The following is a 26,319-nucleotide window of genomic DNA, read 5'->3' as shown; positions in this document are numbered from 1 at the left end:
GTCCTTAAAAACGCTTGCCAGTAAGCTACTTCGTAATCGGTTGCTCACACTACCATATTCACTACGCCATTACTCTTTAAAGTCGTTGGCATCCAGTTCATGGCGCGAGAGCAATTTGTAAAATTCAGTACGGTTGCGCCCGGCCATCCTCGCCGCGTGGGTGACGTTACCTTTGGTGATTTGCAGCAGCTTGCGCAGGTAATTGAGCTCAAACTGATTCCGTGCCTCCACAAACGTGGGCAGGGCCGTGTTCTCACCTTCCAGCGCCTGCTCAACCAGCGCGTCGCTGATGACCGGCGATGAGGTCAGCGCTACACATTGCTCAATGACGTTGACCAGTTGGCGCACGTTACCCGGCCAGCCTGCGGTCATCAGCCGTTTTATCGCATCGGTGGAAAAAGCGCGCACAAAGGGTTTATGTCTGTCAGCCGCCTGACGCAACAGGTGGTTGGCCAGCAGCGGGATATCCTCCGCACGTTCCGCCAGCGCCGGGATTTTGAGGTTAACCACATTCAGGCGATAAAACAGGTCTTCACGAAATTCGCCGCGCGCCATCGCTTTAGGCAAGTCGCGGTGGGTCGCGGAGATAATCCGCACATTGATGTCGATATCACGGTTGCTGCCGAGCGGCCGGACTTTGCGTTCCTGCAACACACGCAGCAGTTTAACCTGTAGCGGAATGGGCATATCGCCGATTTCATCAAGAAACAGCGTACCGCCTTCTGCCGCCTGGAAGAGCCCCTCACGGCTGCTGACCGCGCCGGTAAAGGCACCGCGCGCGTGACCAAAGAGTTCAGATTCCAGCAACTGCTCCGGTAACGCACCACAGTTGATGGCGATAAAGGCATTTTTGCTGCGCGGACTGGCATTGTGGATCGCCTGCGCAAGGATCTCTTTCCCGGTCCCGCTCTGGCCGTTAATCAGCACGCTGACATCAGACTGCGCCACCATTCTCGCCTGCTCAAGCAGGCGCAGCATGACCGGGCTGCGGGTAATGATCGTATCGCGCCACTGATCGTCTGAGGCGGGTGCAGAGTGCTCCAGCGCATCATCAATCGCCTTGTACAATGCATCTTTATCGACCGGCTTGGTCAGGAAGCTGAATACCCCCTGCTGCGTTGCGGCGACCGCATCCGGAATGGAACCATGTGCGGTGAGAATAATGACGGGCATACCCGGCTGCACCTTCTGGATCTCCGTGAACAGTTGCATACCGTCCATCTCATCCATACGCAGGTCGCTGATGACCAGGTCCACTTTCTCGCGAGCCAGCACGCGAAGCCCCTCCTGCCCGCTCTCGGCAGTGACAATGCTGTAGCCTTCACTGGTCAGACGCAAACCGAGCAGTTTTAACAGGCCCGGATCGTCATCCACCAGCAGCAGATGGGCAGGTTTTCGGCTGGTCATGGTTTCGCGTCCTCTTGTTTCGTTTCGGTCCTTGCGGGGCGCGCGCTATCCGGTAGATCATTGCCCGCCGGTTTGCGGCTGGAGAGCCGACGTTCTATATCGGTCAGGTTTTCCAGTTTTCGCGTGGTCGTGTCCAGTTGCTCACGCAGAAATTGTTGCTGCTGGCGTAAGGTATCCAGCTCGGCATCCGTCGACTGCTGGAGCTTGCCATAACGACCACGCTCTTCTGCAAGCTGGAGCTGTGATGTCTGACCGTCGCGCCAGAGCTGATAAAGCGGACGCACAGGTGCGGGAATTTGCGGGCTTAACACATCAAGACGCGTGATATTCTCACGCCGTTCCAGTGGGGTAATTTTCGCACTCGACAGTAAAATGCCGCGCTTAAAGGCGTCCTGCCACGTATCGTCGGGCCAGACGCGCGCCTCAGCACGCGCTTCTGCTGGCGCCAGGCGCCCGGCGCAATCCATACTGCGCAGCCAGAATAACGGGTTGGTATCGAAAGCCTGGCCGGTTAATGACCAGATATTACCGCAGTCCGTCAGCAGGAAATCGGCCAGTTGATGTTCCGGAAGCTGCTCTTCGAATTGTTCATGTACAGCATGCTCAGGCGTCTGGGATACACAACCTGCCAGCAGCAGGCAGGGCAATGCACGAAGCATTTTCTTAGGCAACAACACCGCGCCAGCCACGCGGGAAAAAACGTGCGACATACTCACCTGATTTCGCTTCATTTGTTGGATTTTTCCGACGCATTAAGCGGTAGCTCAATGCGAAAACAGACATCTGCATGATCGACGTCCACCAGATGCAACTCGCCGTGCATACGGCGAACGCAGTCTCTGGCGATGCTTAACCCCAGGCCACTCCCCTTCACCGCGCCTTTACGCTGATGGCTCCCCTGGAAAAAGGGTTCAAAAATCATACTGCGTTCCGCCTCAGGAATCGGCGTACCGGTATTGGATATCTCAATACGCAGCCGCGAGCCTGCAAGATAGCTGTGAATATAAATGTTACCGGATTCAGCCCCATAGTGCACCGCGTTCGAATAAAGATTATCCAGCACGCTCATCAGTAACATCGGCTCAGACCAGCATGAAGCCGCATCCAGCACAACCTCGGTATGCATCATTTTAGCTCGCGCGGGCAAACTGTGAGCCGTAAGAACCATATCCACCAGCGGCTCGATCTCAACGTCTTCGAGTTCAACCGCGCCATCCGCCAGTTTCCGGTTGTAGTCGAGTAATTGTTCAATCAGTTTTTGCAGATTACGGCTGCTGTCATCGAGGATAGCCACCACCTCTTCCTGCTCCACTGTTAACGGCCCGACGACCTGATCGGCAAGCAGTTCCGTCCCTTCACGCATGCTGGCAAGCGGGGTTTTCAGTTCATGAGAGATATGGCGTAAAAATTGATGACGCTGTGATTCAAGCCAGGAAAGGCGTTCACTTAGCCAGATGATGCGTTCCCCCACGTAGCGCAACTCACGCGGGCCTTTAAAGACTACCGTATGCCCAAGGGAGCGCCCTTCCCCCAATCGGTTGATCATCCGTTCAATGCCCTTCACCGGGCCGATAATCATCCGTGTAAACAGCAGCACCATCGCGAGGCTAACCAGAAACAGCACCAGTGCCTGCCAGCCGAAGAACTGACCGCGCTCGGCAATTTCCTGCTGCAACTGCTGTCCACGGGAGAACACCACCTGCCGCGTTGACTGCACCATCTCGGTATTCGCCGCCGCAAAGGCTTCGAGTCGTGCGGACGCCTCTGCGGTTGGGCCACTGCTTTTGCACTGTAACTGAGCGAGATCGTTCAAATCCTGACGCAGCGCCTGGTAGAGTTTTTCGTCCGGTAACACGCCTGCATGGGCATCCAGCATCTCGCTGTAGCGTTTACGTTGGCTCTGATACACCTTTGACAGGGTTGCGTCGTCCAGCACGCAGTACTGACGGTAACTGCGTTCCATTTCCAGCGCAGCATTGGTCATCGCCTCGCTGCGTCGGGCATCGATAAGGGTGGTGCGATTCGTTTGTGCCGCCTGGGCGCTCAGGGCATTCAGGCTTTGCCATGCCTGCCAGGCAAGCACCAACAAAGGCAATAAGATCAGTAAGAACGCCATCATAACGACCTGGCGTAGGGAGCGGGGAAAAATGGGCCAGCGTTTCAACGCAATACTCTCGCAAATCGGGTTTAACAGGATGCTAGCTGAGTAATGTGCTACGGGGAAGCCAGAAAAAGCAAAGCCGGGTATAAACCCGGCTTTGCTTAGAAATTAGGCGGTGCCTAACTCGACGTTTCGCCCGATATCTGAAAAAGCGAACTTTTATCAGCAGTTGGACGGCAGGCACCTTTAAGTGCGTCATTCGAAGTTTATGTAGCACGTCCCGAAGGGGCTGACATAAGAAGGTGAATGAGCCACTGGTTATTATTATGCAACACTTATGCCAAAACGCAAAACAAAATATTAACCGACTGAAATATAAGAAGTTAACAACATTCAGGCGTTGAATAGCGGTTGAATGATTTTCACGCTAACTGTCTCCGATCAGCAACACCCTTTTACCACAAACACATCAACTATATAAATCAAAGAATTAAGTGTCTCCTTTTGGAGACATCAGAACAGTGGCTTTGTCGCGGTTTCCCGACACTGCAACATGACACAGATAACATTTAAAACATCCGCGCCAGAATCATAATCAGCAGCACAAGGATAAGCACCCAGAAGAAACGTAAAGGGGAACGAGACTTATCAGGCACCTGACCGGCATGAGCCTCAGGCTGCGCGTCGAAATGCAACGCCTCTGTCGCTGATGATGTCGCCTTTTGCGTTGCCTGCTGCTGCGCGGTTTGTTCCAGAACGGGTGGCGGGGCTTCTTGCGCCTGCCACCAGTTATCACGTGGCGATTCCCCACGGGCGGCTTTTGCCCGGAACAACTTCTTGTTCAGCGCTGTAATTCGCCCCGGCTGGGTTGTATATCCATATTGACTTTTCAGGTCGGTGACCTGCTTTTGCAAAACAATGCCCTTCTCAGGGGCCACCATTGTCACGAAATTAGCATAGCCTTCAAGGCTCGCCATCAGCTCGCCCGATCCCCAGCGCTTTCCTTCCATTCCATCTTTTGCAATCTGAAACAGCAATGCGCGAAAGCGTTTTAGCGTTTTGCGATCCACGGAGGGCTTTTCATTCACCACAATACCGGTGACTTCCTGCTTTTGCGGCTTGCGCATGACCCGTGTTTTCTCAGGGTGGATCTTAAAACCTTCATCCTGAACAATTTGCTTGCAGCGCCATAATAGCTGTTGCACGTTGGCGGACGGCTGCGCACTGGAAAAGGTCATGTCGTCAGCATAACGGGTATAAACAAAGCCAAGCTTCTGTGCCATTGCCTGCAAACGGCTGTCGAGACGACGGCAGATGATATTGGAAATCGCCGGACTGGTTGGCGCGCCCTGCGGCAGGAAACGTGCATCTTCCTGCACAAACCAGGTCTCGCCATCCAGTGCCACCTGCGTAACCTCAGGTTCCGTAGTTAACAAAGCCAGTTCAGTGGCCAACTGCTCCGCATAACCTAACTGGCGAAATAAACCTTTTACCCGGCGGTAATTCACCGTCGGGAAGAAGTTTTCCATATCCAGATTGACCACTATTGCCTGGTTCACATGCGGCAGCGCATTGCTCAAAATGCTGCGCCCGGTAACAAAACCGTGGGCTGCTTCGTGTAACTTCACACGATTCAGAATGTTTTCCAGAATCCAGTACTGCGCGCGCTTCATGCGTGGCATAGGCGCCGAAATCAGTCGCTCACCGCCATTTTTTTTAGCGAGGGAAAAACGCCGGTAATGGTTTACTCGGGAGACGTTTTTCTGGAAGCAAAGAAAACGCAGCTCATTAATCGTGATGCCCATTGCAGATGCCAGAGCCTGGCTGTCTGCAAGCAAGGGCAGCTTCTGCGCTTGTAATCGGGCTTCGTTGTGCGCGGTATCGGCGAGGCCAAATGAAACACCCTCCCCCAGCCAGGTTATCTCTGCTTGCTGCTTTTGATGCCATTGCAACGCACGCGCATAGCGCGCTTCGTTACGGGCAATGCGGGTTTGCTCGCGTTTCTCCAGGGCCGCTTTTTTGCGCGTCTTGTGCAATTCCCGCAATGCTTTTTGCGGGTCATCATAAAGCCGTTGTTTCTGCCCCAGCTCCGCAAGCTGTTTCTGTAATGCCGCACGTTGAGCAATAAATTCTGCGGTGAGAGCGGGTTTATCCTGCGTTTCATCCCAGAAACCCAGACGGATCATTTCAGCGAGGATGTACTCCTCTTTACTGGTTTCGCGGATGCGCTCGTAAATTTGCTGGCGGGTCAGCTTTGAAGATTCAGACATAACGAACGCCCCCTGACCGTGATGGACAAGAGAATACGGGGATGACCGGGAGGGATAGCGGCGTGGCGAATAAGGCCTTCGAAGCGTTCCTGGTACTGAGGTTATCCACTCGACGCAGAGTGGAGTACCTGTCACTCATTGGCTTCGTTGAAGCCATACTGCAATAGTGACAGGTACTCACACTCTGCCCAGTGAAGATGGCATCAGTGACGCGTGGGCAGTCATAAAACCTGAATGGCGATCCACCATCCGGGATGCAAGGTTTCCTTGCCACGCCGCTATTAACGTCGAGTATAACAGCAGAAAAAGTCCTTTTCATCATGCTTTTACCTTTGCTGCCAGCCGCAATGCCAGCATATGTTCACACGGACCACGACGCAGTCGGTTCTGATGGAAATAGTGACAATTGCACTCGCCCACCGTCAGCCGCTGGTCTGTATCCAGCATCAGGGAAACGTTGTACCGTACGGCATTATCCAGAACCTGACCGCGCATTTGCGTTCCGGTGGTATTACTCAGGGCGCTTTCTACCTGCACCAGGCTGGCGTTGACGAAGTTGATAGCCTTCTCTTCCCGTTCGTTACTAAAGCGCAGTTGTTCCAGTGGGATCGGCTCGCGGCAGAGCGCGCGAATACGATAGAGATCTTTATTAAGGTCATAGAGCACCTGACCATGCTGGCTGTAGGCTGCCAGCGCCGCTTTTACTATGCTTTCGTCCAGCCCCAGTTCGGTGGCAAGAGAGGCGCATGAAGCCATATGGCGCTTGCTCAGTGCCTGATAAACCCGCTCCAGCGTGAGGGTATCAACTGTCTGGCGTGGCGCGAGCAAATCAAAATTACCCTGGGCCGACCAGTCATTCGCGCTCCAGCCGGACAGGCCGAGCGTAAAACTCATCGCCCCTAAATCTGCGGTCCAGAATGAAGGCATACCATCGTCCAGAAGGCAGACATCGAATTTTTCAGCTATCGGGATCAGACGTTCGAGGATATGCAGTCTGCGCCGTCCCCAGACACGTATGGAACGCGGCTGGTCGCCGTTGTAGAGCGAACGTGGGCAAACCAGGGTTTCATTCCACGGCTCAAAAATCACTTTGACGGGCTGCCCCGGCGTCAGCTCAAAACGCAGCGAGCGCGGCCCGCTACGCTCTTTTTTACGCCTGAGACGAAAGCAAATATTGTGCATATCCATGGGCGCAAGCGAGAATTTCACCATAGGCAGGGTCATCGCCGAGCTGACTTGTAAAAAACCGCGCACCCAACTGTCCGGCAGATCGATTTTCTTCTCTTCACACTCGCTGCCGTCCGTCTGAATGGCGAAGCCGTCCGGATCAATTTTTAACTGCGTCGGGTGATAATCACGGATTTTCTGAAATGCCTGGTAGAGCCCTTCGGAATAGTCGATGTTGGTGGTCCCAAAGGCACGCTCGCTAATGTTGTCAAAAACATCGTAATGACAACTCAGTTTGCCGTAGCTCGATTCATCCTCAGAAAAACACTCAAAAAAGACTTCATCGGGATGCACAGTGATCACCGGATCCAACACATACCAGGCATCAATATCGTTTTTATAGAGATAATTGAAATAAGCTTTTTGCGCCTCATGGTAAGGTGCAAGCAGCGTTGCAGCCTCTTTGTTCAGCACATGTAATCGCCCGCTTATCTCATTCGCTTCTTGCTCAAGCTGGCTTTTCTGCGCAATAAATTCCGCTAATAACCGCTGTTCTTCTCCCGCCAGCCAGCGCCGATAGTCGGTTTTATCTTTTGGCTGAAAACGCATGTCCGATACCACCACGTTATGCAGCGCGGAGATGGCCTCGCGAAACGCCAGTTTCTGCCTGAGCTCACCGACGAAGAACGCCGGTGGGCGAAGGCTATCTGGCGAGAACGTCAAACCGTTATCCGAGGCCTGACTCTTTCCCTGATAACGATAACTAACCTGCATGAGGCGCTCCTTGTTCGGGTCGGGCAATAATGTCCAGCGGCAAATTCAAATGGGGATACTGTTTTTGCAGTTGAAGCATGGCCTTGATCAGCGGCGCTTTGTCTTTTTGCACCACTGTCAGCGACAGACGAGTCAGCAATGACGCCACCATCTCAAGCACTAACGGGCTGGCAGCCGCCTGCTGCGTAAGAAAAGCAAGCGTCCTGTCTTTAGCGACACGCCCACGGTTAACCTGGGAAAGGATTGTCAGGAAACAAGGTTTCAGCGCCAGGATGACATCGGGCTTTCCGGCCGCATACTCGTCAAAAAAATGGGTCACAAAGGTCTGTACTGTCAATGACGGATGCTGGCTCAGCTTTAACAGGTACGCTTCCCCCTGCTCGCGCTGGAAGAACGTTTGTAACAGTTCCCGACCGTAAGCCTGCACATCGTCGCGGTTGCTGTCGCAGACCTTGACGATCAGCTCCGGGGTCCAGCCTGGGGAGGGGTAGTTCTGGCGGAAATACGCAAAACCAAATTCTCGGGTTGCGGGCCAGTCGCTTTCCAATAGCTCCAGCGCAGCACTGCTCTGTTCGCGGACAACATCTACATGTGACGTGAAGGCCTTCAACGCATAATCACGAATATAATGGTCAGGGTGATTTGCCAACGCCACCCATTGATTCACGCTCCACGCCAGCGGAGAACGGGCCAGAAGACACTCACGTCCCAGGCTTTGCGCCGCCAGCGATCTGGCATGAATCAGCCGCCAGATGGTGTCTTTATCCAGGGATAGCAGGCAGGCATTAAGCTTGTGCGTGAAGAACGTTAACAGCGCCTGGTGTGCGCCTTCGTGGGCTTCTTTTTTAAAAACTAAGGGGAATAATCCCGCAAAGACCTCAGCAGCATGCTGCCCGGCCAGTTGCCCCAGAAGCGTGTAACAGGCTTGTCGCTCTTCTGCCTCACCGCACTGGAGCAGATCAATTAGCTGCGGTAACTGCAGCAAGACTAATTCCGGATTTTGTTTGCCTAACAGCGCGATGCCCGCGGCGCGGATAGCCGCGACAGGCGAGTTGTGAATCTGAACCAGCAGGGCTTGCGAAAGCGGGCTCTGCGCCAAATCGGAACTCACCAACAACCGGGCGGCTAAAAGCTGCACACCCGTATCGGGATGGGCGAGCAGCTCGCTGAAATTCTCAGTCGTCAGCAACGGGGCCATGGCAGGCAGATGGCTCACCAGGCACATCGACAACCAGAGGGCATGTTGCTCAGAAAAGGTGGTCTGCGCGTCGGTAAGCCGGAGCAAAAGCGCCCGTGTTAACGTCACCTGTTGCGAGGTAGTTAGAGGCTGCCGGGAAAAACGCTCTTCTAACCACGCGCTGATCTGCGCATCGTCAGCCAGCAAAAGCGCGGTAACCAGTTCGGCTTCGTCAAACAGTGCGCTAATGCTGTTTAAATGGGTTAGCGCCAGGCTGCGCGCTTGCGGGTGGACACTGTTAATCAGCCCCAGCAGCAGCTCAGGAGTGAGCGAACGCGCAGTAAGAAGCGAGAGCACAAAATCGGCAATGAGCGGGAACGGACGAGCCAGCAACTGCACCAGTTGGCTATCGGTGAGGTCCTGGCAGAAGGAGGCATTATCTTTCATTGCCCTGAGCGCAAACGTGCAAACGGCTTCACTCTCGCTCAGGCACAATAACGTCAGCAGTGCATCAGGGCGCTGATCCCAGAGTTGTGGAAATGCCTCGACGCGGCGTTCATCCTTTTCATCGCTGACCCGAATCCATAACGCTCTCTGCCTGTGGCGCTGATAGTGAGGGTGATGTAAACGCAAAATGGCGTTCCACGCGAAGAGATGCGCATCGCTGGCGAAAACGCCTGAATCACTCTGCTTTTCTGCAACCAGGTATTCTTTCTTATACTGGAGCAGAAGCGCGCAGGCCATATCGACATAGCGAGCGTCGCCACGGGCACCGAGACGCCGCAGGGCACGCCAGCTACGGCGCCGCAGGTAGTCGCGCGTTTTACGCGAATAGGCCAGCCTGCTATCGTCGCGCAGAAGTTCCTGACTGGGTTTGAGATAGCCTACGCCGTTCACCCAGACGCCGTCCCACTGGGCAGAATAAAATTCCCGCGTAGTATCAAAACGCCAGGCCAGCAGGGCAAACACCGGCGCATCCAGGCGGAACTCGGCCATTTTGAACAGGTAGCGCACACCTTTAAACAGATTAGGGCGCAGAGGCAGAACACATAGCAGACGAATCAGGCCTTGATGCAATAGCGGGTTGTCCAGCGCTACCCGATAGAGCGTTTTGAGTAATGTACTCGCGTTGGGATTCTGTTCATTAATATGGCGCTGAAGTTGCGCATCGATTGCCCCAGTATCACCAACTGCTAACGCCTGGGACAGCTCTGACGGTAACGATGCCAGCAAGTTTTGCCGCAGCACAGCGATATCGTCATCGTCACCCAGACGCAGATACACTTCATAAGCAAGGTTGTTTAATGGCGAATATGGGCTTTCAAGAAAGAGTCTTACACGCGCCAGGTTGTGCTGATTTCCCGTGCGCCCCAGCGTCCAGAGACGGGCGTAATTTTCCAGCCAGTGATGTTCCTCGTTAAGCCCCTTTTCCAGCCAGTCTGCCAGCATAGCGTTCGGCTGCTGAGGGAGTCGCCATATGCTTCGGGCTCGTTGTTCGCTCTCTTTAATGCGATCGATTTGGCGGATTAAGGTGTGTAACGAAGAAGAGAAAGCACTGACAGCGGAGGAGGAAAGCGAACCGGCCTCAACGTAGCCTTTGTTGGTTTTGGCAACCACTACGCTTGCGAAAATAGCCTCGGCATTGGTGAAATCAACGGGGGCAGGCGTTTTTGTCCCTTCCCGTAACGTGCCGCCACGCCGTCCGTAGCGAAAATTCACCCAGTAACGATTCACTTCGTTGCCAGGCTGTTCACAGAGATCCACCTCATAGACCTTGTCTGAGGCTCCCTGCGTAAAGGTTAATTTTACCTTTTTAATCAGCTTCATAACCGTTCCCTTCCCTGTTAGCGCCGGAAACGATTGTACTCAATATCGCCAGTTCTGTCTTTTAGATAAGCAACCGGAAAGAGGAAGCACGCCCGACCATGTGGGCCGGGCGTGCTGGACGGGGTTAACCTAACTGCTTACGCGCATTGCGGAAGATACGCATCCACGGGCTGTCCTCGCCCCAGTTTTCCGGGTGCCAGGAGTTAGAAACCGTACGGAACACACGCTCCGGATGCGGCATCATCAGCGTCACGCGACCACTTTCGTTGGTAACCGCGGTAATACCGTTTGGCGAACCGTTCGGGTTAGCCGGATAGGTTTGGGTCACTTTACCGAAGTTATCGACAAAGCGCAGCGCCACCAGACCTTTGCTTTCAAGCTGAGCCAGATGGGCATCATCGCGCACTTCCACGCGGCCTTCACCGTGGGAAACCGCGATAGGCATTTGTGAACCGACCATACCCTGCAGCAGCAGCGACGGACTTTGGGTCACTTCGACCAGGCTGAAACGCGCTTCGAAGCGGTCAGAGTGGTTACGCACAAAACGTGGCCACAACTCACTGCCCGGCACCAGTTCACGCAGGTTAGACATCATCTGGCAGCCGTTACATACGCCCAGCGCCAGCGTCTGCGGACGGTGGAAAAAGGTTTCGAACTCATCGCGCACGCGGTTGTTGAACAGAATTGATTTCGCCCAACCTTCACCCGCGCCCAGTACGTCACCGTAAGAGAAACCGCCACAGGCAACCAGCGCCTGGAAATCTTCCAGACCGGTACGCCCGGCCAGCAGATCGCTCATGTGGACGTCGATGGCATCAAAGCCCGCACGGTAAAACGCCGCTGCCATCTCCACGTGGGAGTTAACGCCCTGCTCACGCAGTACCGCCACTTTCGGGCGCGCGCCGGTCGCAATATACGGTGCAGCAATGTCTTCGTTAATATCGAAAGAGAGCTTCACGTTCAGACCCGGATCGCTATCGTTGGCTTTCGCCTGATGCTCTTCGTCAGCGCATTCCGGGTTGTCACGCAGGCGCTGCATCTGCCAGGTGGTCTCTGCCCACCACATACGCAGGGTGGTACGACTTTCGCTGAACACAGCCTGACCTGCCGCCTCGATAACAAACCGATCGCTCGCCGTGGCCTGACCCAGGTAGTGAACACAATCCGCCAGACCGTTTGCCGCCAGCAGCGCTTCTACAGCTTCACGGTCCGCGGCACGAACCTGAATGACGCCACCCAGTTCTTCGTTAAACAGCGCCGCCAGATGATCCTGGCCCAGTGCGGCGATATCCACATTCACACCACAGTGACCGGCAAACGCCATTTCGGCCAGCGTCACCAGCAGACCACCGTCGGAACGGTCATGCCAGGCCAGCAGTTTGCCCTCTGCCACCAGCGCCTGCATCGCATTCCAGAAACCTTTCAGTTGCTGGACATCACGCACATCGGCAGTTTTATCGCCCAGTTGACGGTAAACCTGCGCCAGCGCGGTTGCGCCCAGCGCATTGTGGCCTTTACCCAGATCAATCAACAGCAGGGCGTTGTCTTCGGTAGAAAGTTGCGGCGTCACGGTACGACGCACATCTTCGACGCGGGCAAAAGCGGTGATCACCAGCGACAACGGCGAGGTCATCTCGCGCTGCTCGTGACCTTCCTGCCAGCGGGTCTTCATCGACATGGAGTCTTTACCCACCGGAATGGTCAGGCCCAGCGCCGGGCAGAGTTCCTCACCCACGGCTTTTACCGCGTCGTACAACCCGGCGTCTTCACCCGGATGACCGGCTGCGGACATCCAGTTTGCCGAGAGCTTAATGCGGTTGAGTTCACCGATTTGCGTGGCCGCCATGTTGGTCAGGGACTCACCGACCGCCAGACGGGCAGAGGCGGCGAAGTCCAGCAGTGCCACCGGCGCACGCTCACCGATGGACATCGCTTCGCCGTAGTAGCTGTCCAGGCTGGCGGTGGTCACCGCACAGTTAGCGACAGGCACCTGCCACGGGCCAACCATCTGATCGCGCGACACCATACCGGTGACGGTACGGTCGCCGATGGTCACCAGGAAGGTTTTCTCGGCGACGGCAGGCAGATGCAGCACACGGTTTACCGCGTCCGCAATGGAAATGTCACGTGAATCGATGGCTTCACCGGCCGCTTTACGTGTCTGCACGTCGCGGGTCATTTTTGGGGTTTTACCCAGCAGCACATCCAGCGGCAAATCGATCGGCTGGTTGTCGAAGTGGCTGTCGCTCATGGTCAGATGTTGCTCTGCCACGGCTTCACCAATCACTGCGTACGGGGCGCGTTCGCGGCGGCAAAGTTCATCAAACAGCGGTAACTGATCGGCCGCAACGGACAGGACATAACGCTCCTGGGATTCGTTACACCAGATTTCCAGCGGGCTCATCCCCGGTTCGTCGCTAAGGATGTCGCGCAACTGGAATTTACCACCGCGCCCACCATCGCTTACCAGTTCCGGCATGGCGTTCGACAGACCGCCCGCCCCCACATCATGGATAAACTGGATCGGGTTGGCATCACCCAGTTGCCAGCAGCGGTCAATCACTTCCTGGCAACGACGCTCCATTTCCGGGTTGTCACGCTGCACGGAAGCAAAATCCAGGTCCGCGTCAGACTGGCCGGAGGCCATGGAGGAGGCAGCGCCGCCGCCCAGACCGATGTTCATCGCCGGGCCGCCGAGGACGATCAGTTTCGCGCCAACGGTGATCTCACCTTTTTGTACGTGATCGGCGCGAATGTTGCCGATACCGCCTGCCAGCATGATCGGCTTGTGATAGCCACGCAGCTCTTCGCCGTTGTGGCTGTTCACTTTCTCTTCGTAAGTACGGAAATATCCGGTCAGCGCCGGACGGCCAAATTCATTGTTAAATGCCGCGCCACCGAGTGGGCCTTCGGTCATGATATCCAGTGCGGAAACGATACGTTCCGGCTTACCGAAATCTTCTTCCCACGGCTGTTCAAAACCCGGAATACGCAGGTTAGAAACGGAGAAGCCCACCAGACCCGCTTTCGGCTTCGCGCCACGTCCGGTCGCCCCTTCATCACGAATTTCACCACCAGAACCGGTTGCCGCGCCCGGCCATGGAGAAATCGCCGTCGGGTGGTTGTGGGTTTCCACTTTCATCAGAATGTGCGCCGCTTCCTGGTGGAAGTCATAACGACCATTCTCGTGGTCAGCGAAGAAACGCCCGACCTCAGAACCTTCCATCACCGCAGCGTTGTCTTTATAGGCAGACAGCACATAGTCCGGGGTTTTCTCGAAGGTGTTTTTGATCATCTTAAACAGCGACTTTGGCTGCTGTTTGCCGTCAATCACCCAGTCTGCGTTGAAGATTTTATGACGGCAGTGTTCAGAGTTCGCCTGAGCAAACATGTAGAGTTCAATATCATTCGGGTTGCGGCCAAGGCGGCTAAACGCATCCTGCAGATAATCAATTTCGTCTTCCGCCAGTGCAAGGCCGAGACGCACGTTAGCGTCAATCAGCGCCTGACGCCCTTCACCTAACAGATCCACACTTTGCACCGGCGCAGGCTGATGATGTTCAAACAGGCGTGCCGCATCCGCTTCGGCGGTAAATACGGTCTCCATCATGCGGTCATGCAGTTCAGCCGCCACGCTTGCCCATTGCGCTTCGGTCAGCGTTGAGGCCTCAACATAGTAAGCCACGCCGCGCTCAAGGCGATTGATTTTGCCAAGGTCGCAGTTGTGCGCGATATCCGTTGCTTTAGAAGACCAAGGGGAGATGGTGCCAGGGCGGGGCGTAACGAGAAGTAATTTTCCGATTGGGGTATGGCTGCTCAAGTTCGGACCATATTTCAGCAGGCGTTGCAGCCGCGTGAGCTCTTCCTCGTTCAGCCGATCGTTCACATCGGCAAAATGGACATACTCAGCGTAAATATTGCTCACCGGGAGCCGGGCTGCCTGAAAACGCGCCAGCAGTTTGTTGATACGAAATGCGGACAGTGCAGGCGAACCACGCAGAATTTCCATCATAAGTCTCTCGTCTTCGAAGCTTTAAGTGTGCATCAGGGGGAAAACGGGCGTCATTATAGAGAATCCTGAGCGGTGACGAAACCGTTTGCGTCGAAATAAAATCTTGAGTGGCATTTGGCAGCAAACCGTAGCGGCTTCGCTAATTAGTTGCCAACTGGCGTATTGTTGCGCAAAATGCCGCTCAACGACCGATAAACATCCTTGTATTCATGGCGGCTATTTATTGAGGCATCGCACGGCGCAGAGAATTAACTAATTGAAAAAATTTAAGATTAATTATCTGCTTATCGGCATCGTCACCCTGCTGCTGGCAGCGGCCCTGTGGCCTTCTATCCCCTGGTTCGGCAAAGCCGACAACCGCGTTGCGGCCATCAAGGCGCGGGGCGAGCTTCGCATAAGCACTATCGCGTCCCCTTTGACGTATGCCAGTGTAGATAATAAACCTTACGGGCTTGATTACGAGCTCGCCCAACAGTTCGCCAGCTATCTTGGCGTTAAACTGAAAGTGACCGTACGCCAGAATATCAGCCAGCTTTTTGATGATCTCGACCACGGCAAGGCCGATATGCTGGCAGCCGGGCTGGTCTATAACAATGAGCGCCTCGAAAACTACCAGCCGGGCCCGGTTTACTATTGGGTTTCGCAGCAACTGGTTTACCGCGTTGGCAGCTACCGCCCCCGCAGCCTGGCTACCGTCAATGACACCCAACTCACCATCGCCCCAGGCCATGTGGCGATCAACGATTTACGTGAACTTAAAGAGAAAACGTTCCCGGATCTGAGCTGGAAGGTGGACGATAAAGCAGGCACCAATAATCTGCTTGAAGACGTGGTGAACGGCAAACTCAGCTATACCGTAGCGGATTCGGTCGCCGTGAGTCTGTTCCAGCGCGTCCATCCGGAACTGGCCGTCGCTCTCGATATCAGCGATGAGCAACCGGTCACCTGGTTTAGCCGCCGCGATGACGACAATACCCTGTCGGCGGCGATGCTCGACTTCTTTAATAACATTAATGAAGACGGGACCCTGGCGCGCCTGGAAGAGAAGTACCTCGGTCATGGCGATGATTTTGATTACGTCGACACGCGCACCTTCTTACGTGCGGTGGACAGCGTTCTGCCCGATCTCCAGCCGCTGTTTACGAAATACGCGCAGGATATTGACTGGCGTCTGCTGGCCGCGATTTCATACCAGGAATCCCACTGGGATACCCAGGCTACCTCCCCCACCGGCGTACGCGGCCTGATGATGCTTACCCGCAATACCGCGCAAAGCCTGGGGCTGAGCGACCGCACGGATGCCGAGCAAAGCATCAGCGGCGGTGCACGCTACCTGCAGGATATGATGGATAAAGTACCTGACAGCGTCCCTCGCGACGAGCGTATCTGGTTTGCGCTGGCAGCCTACAATATGGGCTATGCGCACATGCTCGACGCCCGGTCGCTCACGGTGAAAACAAAAGGCAACCCGGATAGCTGGGCGGACGTAAAACAGCGCCTGCCGCTGCTGAGTCAGAAACCCTATTACAGCAAACTCACCTATGGGTATGCGCGTGGGCATGAAGCTTACGCCTACGTGGAAAACATCCGTAAATACGAAATCAGCCTGGTGGGGTATTTGCTGGAAAAAGAGAAAGAGGCGGCGAAGAAATCACAACTGGCGCAAGGGTATCCGGCGGTGGCGGCGGAGGAGTTCAATCGTGCGCCTTACGGTATCATGCCCTTTAGCGCTTTTACGCCAGGCGAGGCCTTCCCGCGCAATCCGCTGACCGTACCGGACAAACTGGTGGTGCAAGTGCCAGGCGCGGCTAAATAAGCGGCTCCGGCCCTTTTTTCTGCGCTTTCTTCTCCAGCCGACGCTGACGGAAAAAATCGCTTAGCATTCCGGCGCACTCATCGCGTAAAACCCCTTCGATAATCTCGACCCGATGGTTCATGCCCGGATGGTGCAGCACATCCATCAGTGAGCCTGCCGCACCGGTTTTCGCATCACGCGCACCGAAGACAAGCTGGCCGATACGGCTATGCACCATCGCCCCGGCACACATCACACAGGGTTCGAGCGTAACGTACAGGGTGGTATCAATCAGACGGTAGTTTTGCAACACCATCCCGCCCTGGCGCAGCGCCATGATTTCCGCATGTGCGGTGGGATCGTGGCGGCCAATGGGACGGTTCCAGCCTTCACCAATAACCTGATTATTGTGGACCAGCACCGCGCCAACCGGCACTTCGCCTTCTTCCCACGCGCGTTTTGCCAGCGCTAACGCATGGCGCATCCAGTAGTCGTGGTTAAGTTCAGGGTTGGACAAAGGGGGACACTCCAGTTAACAAGCGGGGCGCATTATACACAGCCGTTATGTGTTGCACACGCTCATTCCAGTTGCTGGAGCTGTCCACGCGGCGTCACCCGCCAGCGATGCTGGCAAAAATAGAGCAGTGGGTTGTCCTGTTTACTGTCGCTATAGCCACTGTACAGACGCAGCGGCGTGCCGATTTTGCGCTCAAGCTGAGCAACTTTTTCATGCCCCAGACAACGCAATGTAAGCACCCACCCACCGTAGCGGCGCTCAATCTGGCTGGCGATAATATTCACTCGCGGCAGCCAGGGGGTATCAAAATAGACCTGTTCCACCAGTGGCTGCGGCGAACCGGTGATAAGCCAGATATCTGCATCGGAGGCCAGAAGATAGTTGGTGAGTCGTTCCTGCACCACCGGAAATGCCGTGACATGCCCGCGAAACCAGGTGGCAAATTTCTGCTCAAGCCGCTTAAGGTGGGTTTCGCTGTGGCCGAAAGTACATGCCCATAACAACAGACTCATTGGCCAGCGCGCGGCGCGCCCTTTGACTAAAAGGGCGACGCCAATGACGGGCAGTAAAGGCAGAACCAGCAAGACATTTAGAGGGTGATGGCGCAACGCGTAGCGCAGGAATGTGCCGAACATATCCTGCTGATGTAAAGTGCCATCAAGATCAAAAAAGACAATGCGACGCTCGCTGGTAGCCAAATGTTACTCCTCAGGATCGGTGAAACCCAACAGCCAGGTAAACAGGAACCCGGCTAACACTGCTACCAAATAGCCTAACAGATAGAGCATCACTTTTCCGGTAACAATGGTTAACGCAAGCGGTAATCCGGAGATGCCGAAGGTGATAACCGTCGCCACTTTCCAGTAGCTTATCAGCGCACCGCCCACCGCGCCGCCTAAACACGCGCCGAGAAAAGGTTTCCCCAGCGGCAGGGTGACACCGAAAATCAGCGGCTCGCCAATTCCCAGTAATCCCACCGGGAGTGCGCCTTTGATTACTTTTTTCAGGCGGGCATTACGGGTTTTCATGAGCACCGCAATCGCCGCCCCCACCTGCCCGACCCCCGCCATCGCCAGAATCGGGAACAGGGCGTTGTAACCATGCGCCTGTACCAGCTCTACGTGGATGGGCACCAGCCCCTGATGAAGCCCGGTAAGCACGAGCGGCAGAAATGCGCCTGCAAGGATAGCCCCCACCAGCAGGCCGCCGCGATCAATAGCCCAGGAAGCCCCGTGCGCGATGCCCTCCGAAATCACGCCGCCCAAAGGTTGTAGCGCAATAATCGCCACCGTCCCTGCGATAAGCGTGGTCAGCAACGGGTTAAGGATAAGCTCGATCGAGCCGGGCAGAATGTCGCGAAATTTTTTCTCAATCCAGCACATTAAGGCCACGACCAGTAACACCGCGATAACCCCACCGCGGCCCGGCTGCAGCGCCTCGCCAAACAGGGTAATTTGCGCCAGTTGTGGGCTGGAGAGAATCCCGGCCATCACCCCACCCAGCGCCTGCGAGCCGCCAAATACCTTCGCGGTATTTACCCCCACCAGAATATTCATGATGGCAAACACGGCGCTGCCAAAAATGGCCAGCAAACCGAGCATATTGGGGTATTGTGTCGCAAAATCGCCGACGATATCCGGACGTTTGAGGATATTGATAATACCCGTGATCAGCCCCGAGGCGATAAACGCCGGGATCAGCGGAATAAAGACGTTTGCCAGCTTACGCAGCGCATCACTCATCGGGGCTTTGTATTTGGCTTTCGCCTGCGCCTTGTTACGCTCGACATTATCTAGCGCCGCGTCCGCCCCGCTCATTTGTGCTCGCATCGCATCCACCACCTGCGCCGCCTTACCCGGCCCGACAATAAACTGATGCTGCTGGCCCTGTTTGACATAGCCGCTAACCCCTGGCAACTGTTTTGTGGCCGCCAGGTCCAGCTTCGCGTCATCGAAAAGTTCGACGCGCACGCGGGTCATGCAGTTTTCAAGACGCTGAATGTTACCCTGCCCGCCCACCCCGTTGAGGATGGCGCTGGCGAGCGCTGCTGTTTTGTCCATACACGCCTCTTTAGTTTTCTAACGCCGCCCGTAAAAAGCCCTGATGCGCCGTCAGTTTCGCGCGTGCCGCAGGCGCATCAAGCCCGGTCAACACCATCAAAATGGCCGGTTTGACGTCGAAATCAGTCTGCTTTAGTACGCTTTCCGCGACATCACGCGTGACGCCTGTTGCCTCTACAACCATGCGACAGGCACGGTCCACCAGCTTGATATTGGTCGCTTTCATATCGACCATCAGGTTTTGATAAACCTTGCCAAATTTCACCATCGCCCCGGTGGAAATCATATTGAGTACCAATTTCTGCGCAGTGCCCGATTTCAGACGCGTGGAGCCAGTGAGCGCCTCCGGGCCAACCACCGGTGAAATGGCAATATCCGCTTCATGGGCAATAGGGGAATCCGGGTTACAGGAGATCGCCACGGTGGAGCAGCCCACGGCATTGGCATATTTCAGGCCGCCGATGACATAGGGCGTGCGCCCGGACGCTGCCAGCCCCACCACCAGATCCGCAGCGTTCAGTGAGAGGGCTTTCAAATCGTCCTCGCCGAGCTGTGCATTGTCTTCCGCCCCTTCAACGGCTTTGAGCAATGCCCCAGGCCCACCGGCAATCAGCCCGACCACCAGACCGTGCGGCACGCCAAAGGTCGGCGGGCACTCAGAAGCATCCAGCACCCCAAGTCGCCCACTGGTACCGGCACCCATATAAATAATTCTGCCGCCCGCTTTCAACGCCAGCGCCGCCGCATCCACCGCTTTGGCAACTTCCGGTAAGGTGGCTTTTACTGCCTGAGCGACCAGCGTATCCTGTTGGTTAAAACGGTTAACTAATTCGATGGTCGTTAATGCGTCTAAATCCATAGTTTCTGGATTGCGTGTCTCGGAAACCAGTGCGCCAAGATTCATTTTTGCTCCTAAAGAATTTTTTATTCATAATAATAGCAAGACATGGAATATAAAATTCATTTGCCTGCGTCAAATGCGTATTTGTAATTGTGGTCACATTTTGCCTCAGGAGACGTGATGAACTGTTTACTTAGTATTCGCCAGCGTTATGCCGGATTTGCACAGAGCGATAAGAAGCTGGCGGATTTCTTGCTGGCCGAGCCCGATCGCGCTCGTCATTTAAGCTCTCAGCAACTGGCGCTGGAGGCGGGAGTGAGTCAGTCGAGCGTGGTGAAATTTGCCCAGAAGCTGGGGTTCAAAGGCTTTCCGGCACTGAAACTGGCGATCAGCGAGGCACTCGCCAGCAGCCCGGCTCCCTTTTCCATCACTGTGCACAATCAGATTCTCGGTGACGATACGCTGCGCGTGGTTGGCGAAAAGCTTATCAATGAGAATCTGAGCGCCATGCGCGCCACCCTGGATGTGAACAGCGAAGAGAAGCTACAGCAAAGCGTGGAGATGCTGCGCACGGCAAGACGTATTGTGTTGACCGGGATTGGCGCGTCCGGTCTGGTGGCGCGTAATTTCGGCTGGAAGCTCATGAAAATTGGCCTGAATGCCATAGTCGAGCAGGATATGCACGCCCTGCTGGCCACGGTGCAGGCGATGGATCCACAAGATCTGTTGTTACCGATCTCGTATTCCGGTGAGCGCCGTGAGATCAATATGGCTGCCGATGAAATGTTGCGCGCCGGTGGACACATTCTGGCGATTACCGGTTTCACACCTAACGCCCTGCAACAGCGTGCCAGCCACTGTCTGTACACAATTGCCGAAGAACAGGCGACCCGCAGCGCGGCAATCTCATCGACCAGCGCCCAAACGATGCTCACCGATCTGTTATTTATGGCCCTCGTTCAGCGCGATCTGGAACATGCGCCGGAGCGTATTCGTCACAGCGAGGAGCTGGTAAAAAAACTGGTTTGAACAGGGAATGATCGTATAATGCCCGCCCTGTTTGTGTGAGGTTTCTGAGATTTTCCTGATGGCGCTGTTAATCACCAAAAAATGCATCAATTGCGATATGTGCGAGCCCGAATGCCCTAATGAGGCCATTTCGATGGGCGAGAGCATTTATGAGATTAACAGCGATCGCTGCACGGAATGTATTGGACACTACGAAACACCGACCTGCCAGAAAGTGTGCCCGATCCCCAATACCATTTTGAAAGATCCGGCACATGTCGAAAGCGAAGAGCAGTTGTGGGACAAGTTTGTACAAATGCACCACGCAGATAAGATCTAGAACCTCACTCAGGGCTATTACTTGTCATTTTAAGCCAGGGCAGTGCTCGCAATCCTCACGTACCTGAGTACGCTCCGGTTTCTGCTATGCGAATTCAAACTGACATCGCCAATGACGCCCTGTGAAATAAGGTCCTTAACTCTCGATAATCACCGTCGCGCAGGCATAGCGGCGCTCATCTGCCAGCGTGACATGCATGTGCGCTACGCCCAGTTTTTCCGCAAGCGCTAACGCTTCACCCCACAGCCGCAGACAAGGCTTGCCCAGCTCGTCGTTAAATACTTCAAACTGGTTAAACGCGAGCCCGTTGCGGATACCCGTTCCAAACGCTTTTGCCGCCGCTTCTTTGACGGCAAAGCGTTTGGCGAGAAAACGCACCGGTTGCTGATGCCTCTCCCAGATGGCCCATTCATTGTCGCTTAACACGCGTTTTGCCAGGCGATCGCCGCTACGGGCAATCACCGCTTCAATACGCTCAATTTCGACAATATCTGTGCCAATGCCAAGAATAGCCATTACTTACGCGCTTCCACCATCAGGCGTTTCATTTCCGCGACCGCCTCTTTCAGACCGCTCATGACAGCACGACCAATAATGGCATGGCCAATGTTCAGCTCATGCATTTCCGGCAGGCGTGCGATAGCCTGCACGTTATGGTAGGTGAGGCCGTGTCCGGCATTAACTTTCAGCCCGAGGCTTGCCGCATAGCTCGCCGCTTTAGCGATGCGATCCAGCTCTTTTGCCTGTTCCGCTTCGTCTTTCGCGTCGGCATAACAACCGGTGTGAATTTCGATGTACGGCGCGCCAACATCGGCAGCCGCTTTGATCTGCTCAACATCGGCATCAATAAACAGCGAGACCAGGATACCGGCATCCGCCAGACGCTTGCAGGCATCACGCATTTTGTCACGTTGTCCGGCCACATCCAGACCGCCTTCGGTGGTCACTTCCTGGCGTTTCTCCGGCACCAGGCAGCAGAAATGCGGCTTCGTTTCGACCGCAATCCCCAGCATCTCTTCTGTAACGGCCATTTCAAGGTTCATTCGCGTGTCCAGGGTCTGGCGCAGTACGCGAACATCGCGGTCAGTGATATGGCGACGATCTTCACGCAAATGCACGGTAATACCGTCCGCACCGGCCTGTTCCGCAATAAATGCCGCCTGTACCGGGTCCGGATACGCCGTGCCGCGCGCATTGCGCAGGGTGGCAATGTGGTCAATGTTGACGCCTAACAGTAATTCAGCCATCACAATCCTCGTTTTCGTTCGTCTTTACGTTCTACTCACCCCGCCCTTCTGCTCACATGCGCAAAGGCGAAAGCGAGTCGGAAATTCGGCTCCGTTAACGTTTCGGCATAAACTGGCGAAACAGTTCCCGGCTCTTGAGCGGTTTGCCCCCAAGATACGGCTTTAACGCTATGCGGGTAAAGCGTTTCGCCGCCCTGAGCGTATCCATATCGGGAAATTCGCGTTCGGCAAGCGCTCGCAAATGCCGCCCGGTAAAGGTGCTGTTATCCACCACCACGCTGGCAATAAATCCCTTCTCTTCGCGATAACGGTAGGTCATGGTGTCCTCAACAGGTTCACCGCTGCCTGCACAGTGCAGAAAATCTACGCCATATCCGAGGTGCCCCAGCAACGCGAGTTCAAAACGACGTAAAACCGGTTCGGGCGTACCGATTGCGCCAGCCAGTGCCTGGATACAGTGCAGATAATCGAAGAAAAGTTCAGAGAAGCGAGTCTCATGTTCAAGAACCCGTGACAGGAGCTCGTTGACATACAGACCGCTGTAAAGCGTAATCCCGGAAAGGGGAAGTGCCAGAGAGACGGCTTCAGCGCTGCGCAGCGTTTTGACTTCGCCGCGTCCGCCAAAGCGTACCAGCAAGGGGGTAAAAGGCTGTAACGCGCCTTTCAGGTTGGAACGTTTTGAACGTGCGCCTTTAGCGACCAGGCGCACGCGACCCGATTCTTCCGTGAAGACGTCCAGCATTAAGCTGGTTTCGCTCCAGGGGCGACTATGCAGAACGAATGCGCGCTGCCAGCCCTCCATCATACTCGTCGTCTTTCAAGCTGCAGGCGCGTTAGCTGCGCCCACTCCCCCCAGTCACTTACCGATGTAAGCTCCAGGGGATTCACGGTCTTGCCGCCTTCCTGCAACTCGAAATCCATAGAGTATCAACTCTTAAAGATCGTCAACGTAGCCAAGACTACGCAGTGCACGCTCGTCGTCGGCCCAGCCCGATTTCACTTTCACCCACAGCTCCAGGTGAACCGGGGCTTCGAACATCTCCTGCATGTCTTTACGGGCTTCGATACCGATGGTTTTAATTTTGGCCCCTTTGTTGCCAATCACCATCTTCTTCTGCCCTTCGCGTTCAACGAGGATCAACCCGTTGATATCGTAACCACCACGTTCATTGGTAATAAAACGCTCAATTTCGACGGTGACGGAATACGGCAATTCAGCGCCCAGAAAACGCATCAGTTTTTCACGAATGATCTCGGACGCCATAAAACGCTGAGAGCGGTCGGTAATATAATCTTCCGGGAAATGGTGAACCGCTTCCGGCAGATGCTTGCGCACAATGCTGGCAATAGTATCAACGTTAAAGCCGGTCTCAGCAGAGATTGGGACGATATCGAGGAAGTTCATCTGGCTACCCAGGAACTGCAGATGCGGCAGCAAATCGGCCTTTTCCTGCACGTTATCGACTTTGTTGATAGCCAGGATAACCGGCGCTTTCCCTTCACGCAGTTTATTGAGCACCATTTCATCGTCCGGCGTCCAGCGGGTGCCTTCCACGACGAAAATGACCAGTTCTACATCACCAATCGAGCTGCTCGCCGCTTTGTTCATCAGGCGGTTAATCGCACGCTTCTCTTCCATGTGCAAGCCGGGGGTGTCCACGTAGATGGCCTGGTAAGCCCCTTCGGTGTGAATACCCACGATACGGTGACGGGTGGTCTGCGCTTTGCGCGAGGTAATGGAAATCTTCTGCCCGAGCAGATTATTCAACAGCGTGGATTTACCCACGTTAGGGCGGCCAACGATGGCGATAAACCCACAATATGTTTTTTCAGTTTCAGTGCTCATTCCAGCTCCAGTTTTTTCAGCGCCTGTTCGGCTGCGGCCTGCTCTGCCTTACGGCGGCTTGAACCTGTGCCTACTACCGGTTCTTTCAGGCCACTGACCTGGCAGTGGATAGTGAATTCCTGATCGTGTGCTTCACCACGCACCTGCACCACAAGATAAGACGGCAGTGGGAGGTGGCGACCCTGCAAAAATTCCTGCAAACGGGTTTTTGGATCTTTTTGTTTATCACCCGGACTGATTTCGTCCAGACGTGTTTGATACCAGTTCAGGATCAGTTTCTCGACAGTCTGAATATCGCTGTCGAGGAATACCCCACCGATCAACGCTTCTACGGTATCGGCCAGAATGGATTCACGACGAAAACCACCGCTTTTCAGTTCACCAGGCCCTAAGCGCAGACATTCACCCAGTTCAAACTCACGGGCAATTTCCGCCAGTGTGTTTCCGCGAACCAGCGTTGCGCGCATACGGCTCATATCACCTTCGTCCACACGCGGGAAACGGTGATATAGCGCATTGGCAATCACAAAACTTAAAATGGAGTCGCCTAAAAATTCGAGACGCTCGTTATGCTTGCTGCTGGCACTGCGATGCGTTAATGCCTGCTGCAACAGCTCCTGATGATGAAAAGTGTAGCCCAGCTTCCGCTGAAGCCGATTTATTACGATGGGGTTCATGCGATACCAATAGATGAATGCGTCAACAATGCAGCACACGAAACCGACCTGAAAGTACATATCATCGATTGGCAGCCTCTTTTAATCGATGGCGCGCATGATGAAGTGTAAGAACCAACGCGGTTTCGTGTGCTGTGGCGCCCTGAGGAGCCAGCCTGAAACTTCGGGGGAACATTCTATACGCAACGACATGGGATGTCGTTAGTCTGAACGGATTTATCGCGGAAATAATTCGGGGTGCGGATATTCTGTCCGCACCCCGTTGAATTAATGAATGCCACCAATGCGACTTAAGCGCACGCCGGTTGGCCATTCACCTTCTTGTTTTTCAAAACTCATCCAGATAGCGGTAGCTCTGCCCACCAGATTGGCCTCTGGTACAAAGCCCCAATAACGGCTGTCAGCGCTGTTATCGCGGTTATCGCCCATCATGAAGTAATGACCCGGCGGAACAATCCACGTCGCCAGCGGCTGGCCCTGCTGTTTGTAATACATGCCCAGTTGATCCTGCGCGACCGGCACGGTCAGAATACGGTGGGTGACATCCCCCAGCGTCTCTTTGCGCTCACCCAGACGAATACCATCATCACGGTTCTCGCCTTTCGGCAACTGGAAGAAACCACTGCTGGCTTCCCCGCCCGTGCGGCGCCCGAAGGTCTGCACGAAATCACTCGGTTCAACATTACTGTAGGTGATTGGCAGCGCGTTATCACAAGCCTGGCCGGAGCTGCATTTTGGCTGAACGGTAACCTCTTTGGCGACCGGATCGTAACTCACTTTATCGCCCGGCAAGCCGACCACACGTTTGATGTAATCAAGACGCGGATCGTCCGGATATTTAAATACCGCGATGTCACCCCGTTTCGGATGACCGGTTTCGATCAGGGTTTTCTGGTAAATCGGATCTTTAATGCCATAGGCGAACTTCTCAACCAGAATAAAATCACCAATCAGCAGCGTTGGCATCATCGAACCTGACGGGATCTGGAAGGGTTCATAAATAAATGAACGCACGACCAGAACAATCGCCAGCACCGGGAAAACCGATGCGCCAGTTTCCAGCCAGCCCGGTTTCGGGCCGACTTTTTTCAGCGTTTTGTTATCGAGGGCATCACCTGTTGCCAGTTGGGCAACAGCCTGACGCTCACGGCGTTTGGGTGCAAAAATAAACTTATCCAGGCACCATAGAAATCCCGTCGCCAGGGTCGCAACGACCAGGATCAGGGCAAACATGTTCGCCATGCCAACTCCTT

At 54.8% G+C, this 26,319-nt stretch carries 21 protein-coding genes; 4 read left to right on the top strand and 17 right to left on the bottom strand.

Annotation, left to right across the window (positions count from 1 at the left end):
- Positions 1 to 69: 69 nt before the first annotated feature.
- The 7 genes from glrR to purL form a co-directional block, all read right to left on the bottom strand.
- Positions 70 to 1,407, bottom strand: coding sequence for a two-component system response regulator GlrR (glrR, locus tag C5523_RS06840; protein WP_108700830.1), 1,338 nt, complete (start codon positions 1,405 to 1,407; stop codon positions 70 to 72).
- Entirely contained in the window at positions 1,404 to 2,138 is a 735-nt protein-coding gene (qseG, locus tag C5523_RS06835; RefSeq protein WP_039079640.1) for a two-component system QseEF-associated lipoprotein QseG, read from the bottom strand. Before qseG ends, glrR begins: the two co-directional genes overlap by 4 nt.
- Complete coding sequence (qseE, locus tag C5523_RS06830) at positions 2,135 to 3,571, bottom strand: two component system sensor histidine kinase QseE/GlrK (protein ID WP_039079787.1); 1,437 nt, start codon at positions 3,569 to 3,571, stop codon at positions 2,135 to 2,137. The genes qseG and qseE overlap by 4 nt, the downstream gene beginning before the upstream one ends.
- A 506-nt stretch (positions 3,572 to 4,077) precedes the next feature.
- Entirely contained in the window at positions 4,078 to 5,778 is a 1,701-nt protein-coding gene (locus tag C5523_RS06825) for a reverse transcriptase family protein (protein WP_108700829.1), read from the bottom strand.
- A 318-nt stretch (positions 5,779 to 6,096) separates the two neighbouring features.
- Positions 6,097 to 7,719, bottom strand: a complete 1,623-nt coding sequence (locus C5523_RS06820; RefSeq protein ID WP_108700828.1) for a hypothetical protein — start codon at positions 7,717 to 7,719, stop codon at positions 6,097 to 6,099.
- The gene (locus C5523_RS06815) at positions 7,709 to 10,723 is read right to left on the bottom strand and encodes a hypothetical protein (protein WP_108700827.1); all 3,015 of its coding nucleotides are present in this window, start codon (positions 10,721 to 10,723) and stop codon (positions 7,709 to 7,711) included. The genes C5523_RS06820 and C5523_RS06815 overlap by 11 nt, the downstream gene beginning before the upstream one ends.
- Before the next feature lie 124 nt (positions 10,724 to 10,847).
- Entirely contained in the window at positions 10,848 to 14,735 is a 3,888-nt protein-coding gene (gene purL, locus C5523_RS06810) for a phosphoribosylformylglycinamidine synthase (RefSeq protein WP_108700826.1), read from the bottom strand.
- Positions 14,736 to 14,991: 256 nt separating this feature from the next.
- Between purL and mltF the strand changes: the two genes are divergently transcribed.
- Complete coding sequence (gene mltF, locus C5523_RS06805) at positions 14,992 to 16,551, top strand: membrane-bound lytic murein transglycosylase MltF (RefSeq protein WP_079496144.1); 1,560 nt, start codon at positions 14,992 to 14,994, stop codon at positions 16,549 to 16,551.
- Here mltF and tadA read toward each other — a convergent pair.
- The 4 genes from tadA to murQ all read right to left on the bottom strand — a co-directional run bounded on the left by tadA (position 16,544) and on the right by murQ (position 20,011).
- The gene (gene tadA / locus C5523_RS06800; protein WP_039079635.1) at positions 16,544 to 17,047 is read right to left on the bottom strand and encodes a tRNA adenosine(34) deaminase TadA; all 504 of its coding nucleotides are present in this window, start codon (positions 17,045 to 17,047) and stop codon (positions 16,544 to 16,546) included. The two genes, mltF and tadA, sit on opposite strands and share 8 nt — an antisense overlap.
- A gap of 62 nt (positions 17,048 to 17,109) precedes the next feature.
- Positions 17,110 to 17,745 carry a phosphatidylglycerophosphatase C gene (gene yfhb / locus C5523_RS06795; RefSeq protein WP_039079634.1) on the bottom strand — a complete coding sequence of 212 codons (636 nt, stop codon included), beginning with the start codon at positions 17,743 to 17,745 and terminating at the stop codon, positions 17,110 to 17,112.
- Positions 17,746 to 17,748: 3 nt separating this feature from the next.
- Complete coding sequence (locus C5523_RS06790; RefSeq protein WP_108700825.1) at positions 17,749 to 19,107, bottom strand: PTS transporter subunit EIIC; 1,359 nt, start codon at positions 19,105 to 19,107, stop codon at positions 17,749 to 17,751.
- 10 nt (positions 19,108 to 19,117) lie between these two features.
- Entirely contained in the window at positions 19,118 to 20,011 is an 894-nt protein-coding gene (gene murQ, locus C5523_RS06785; protein WP_108700824.1) for an N-acetylmuramic acid 6-phosphate etherase, read from the bottom strand.
- Positions 20,012 to 20,128: 117 nt separating this feature from the next.
- Between murQ and C5523_RS06780 the strand changes: the two genes are divergently transcribed.
- Together C5523_RS06780 and C5523_RS06775 are read left to right on the top strand one after the other, a co-directional pair.
- Positions 20,129 to 20,977, top strand: a complete 849-nt coding sequence (locus C5523_RS06780) for a MurR/RpiR family transcriptional regulator (protein WP_108700823.1) — start codon at positions 20,129 to 20,131, stop codon at positions 20,975 to 20,977.
- Between the two features lie 58 nt (positions 20,978 to 21,035).
- Positions 21,036 to 21,296 carry a YfhL family 4Fe-4S dicluster ferredoxin gene (locus C5523_RS06775; protein ID WP_039079785.1) on the top strand — a complete coding sequence of 87 codons (261 nt, stop codon included), beginning with the start codon at positions 21,036 to 21,038 and terminating at the stop codon, positions 21,294 to 21,296.
- Positions 21,297 to 21,431: 135 nt separating this feature from the next.
- On the opposite strand, the gene acpS is transcribed toward C5523_RS06775, so the two are convergent.
- From acpS to rnc, 5 genes are all read right to left on the bottom strand, one after another.
- A complete protein-coding gene (gene acpS, locus C5523_RS06770) occupies positions 21,432 to 21,812 on the bottom strand; it encodes a holo-ACP synthase (RefSeq protein WP_039079630.1) in 381 nt (126 codons plus the stop codon).
- Positions 21,812 to 22,543: a pyridoxine 5'-phosphate synthase gene (gene pdxJ, locus C5523_RS06765; protein ID WP_071193438.1), complete on the bottom strand. Its 732-nt coding sequence runs from the start codon at positions 22,541 to 22,543 to the stop codon at positions 21,812 to 21,814. Before pdxJ ends, acpS begins: the two co-directional genes overlap by 1 nt.
- Before the next feature lie 94 nt (positions 22,544 to 22,637).
- Complete coding sequence (recO, locus tag C5523_RS06760; RefSeq protein ID WP_039079784.1) at positions 22,638 to 23,345, bottom strand: DNA repair protein RecO; 708 nt, start codon at positions 23,343 to 23,345, stop codon at positions 22,638 to 22,640.
- A 132-nt stretch (positions 23,346 to 23,477) separates the two neighbouring features.
- Complete coding sequence (gene era / locus C5523_RS06755) at positions 23,478 to 24,389, bottom strand: GTPase Era (protein ID WP_039079628.1); 912 nt, start codon at positions 24,387 to 24,389, stop codon at positions 23,478 to 23,480.
- Positions 24,386 to 25,066 carry a ribonuclease III gene (gene rnc / locus C5523_RS06750; protein WP_039079783.1) on the bottom strand — a complete coding sequence of 227 codons (681 nt, stop codon included), beginning with the start codon at positions 25,064 to 25,066 and terminating at the stop codon, positions 24,386 to 24,388. The genes era and rnc overlap by 4 nt, the downstream gene beginning before the upstream one ends.
- Between rnc and C5523_RS27385 the strand changes: the two genes are divergently transcribed.
- Complete coding sequence (locus C5523_RS27385) at positions 25,010 to 25,177, top strand: hypothetical protein (RefSeq protein ID WP_162303307.1); 168 nt, start codon at positions 25,010 to 25,012, stop codon at positions 25,175 to 25,177. The genes rnc and C5523_RS27385 overlap by 57 nt on opposite strands.
- Before the next feature lie 156 nt (positions 25,178 to 25,333).
- Here the strand turns inward: C5523_RS27385 and lepB are convergent, their stop codons facing one another.
- Positions 25,334 to 26,308, bottom strand: coding sequence for a signal peptidase I (lepB, locus tag C5523_RS06745; protein ID WP_039079627.1), 975 nt, complete (start codon positions 26,306 to 26,308; stop codon positions 25,334 to 25,336).
- Between the last annotated feature and the right edge of the window lie 11 nt (positions 26,309 to 26,319).

This window comes from Phytobacter sp. SCO41, from assembly GCF_003073275.1.
GTDB classification, from domain to species: domain Bacteria; phylum Pseudomonadota; class Gammaproteobacteria; order Enterobacterales; family Enterobacteriaceae; genus Phytobacter; species Phytobacter diazotrophicus.
Note: the sequence above shows the minus strand (reverse complement) of the source record. Positions and strands in the feature narration are given on the sequence as shown.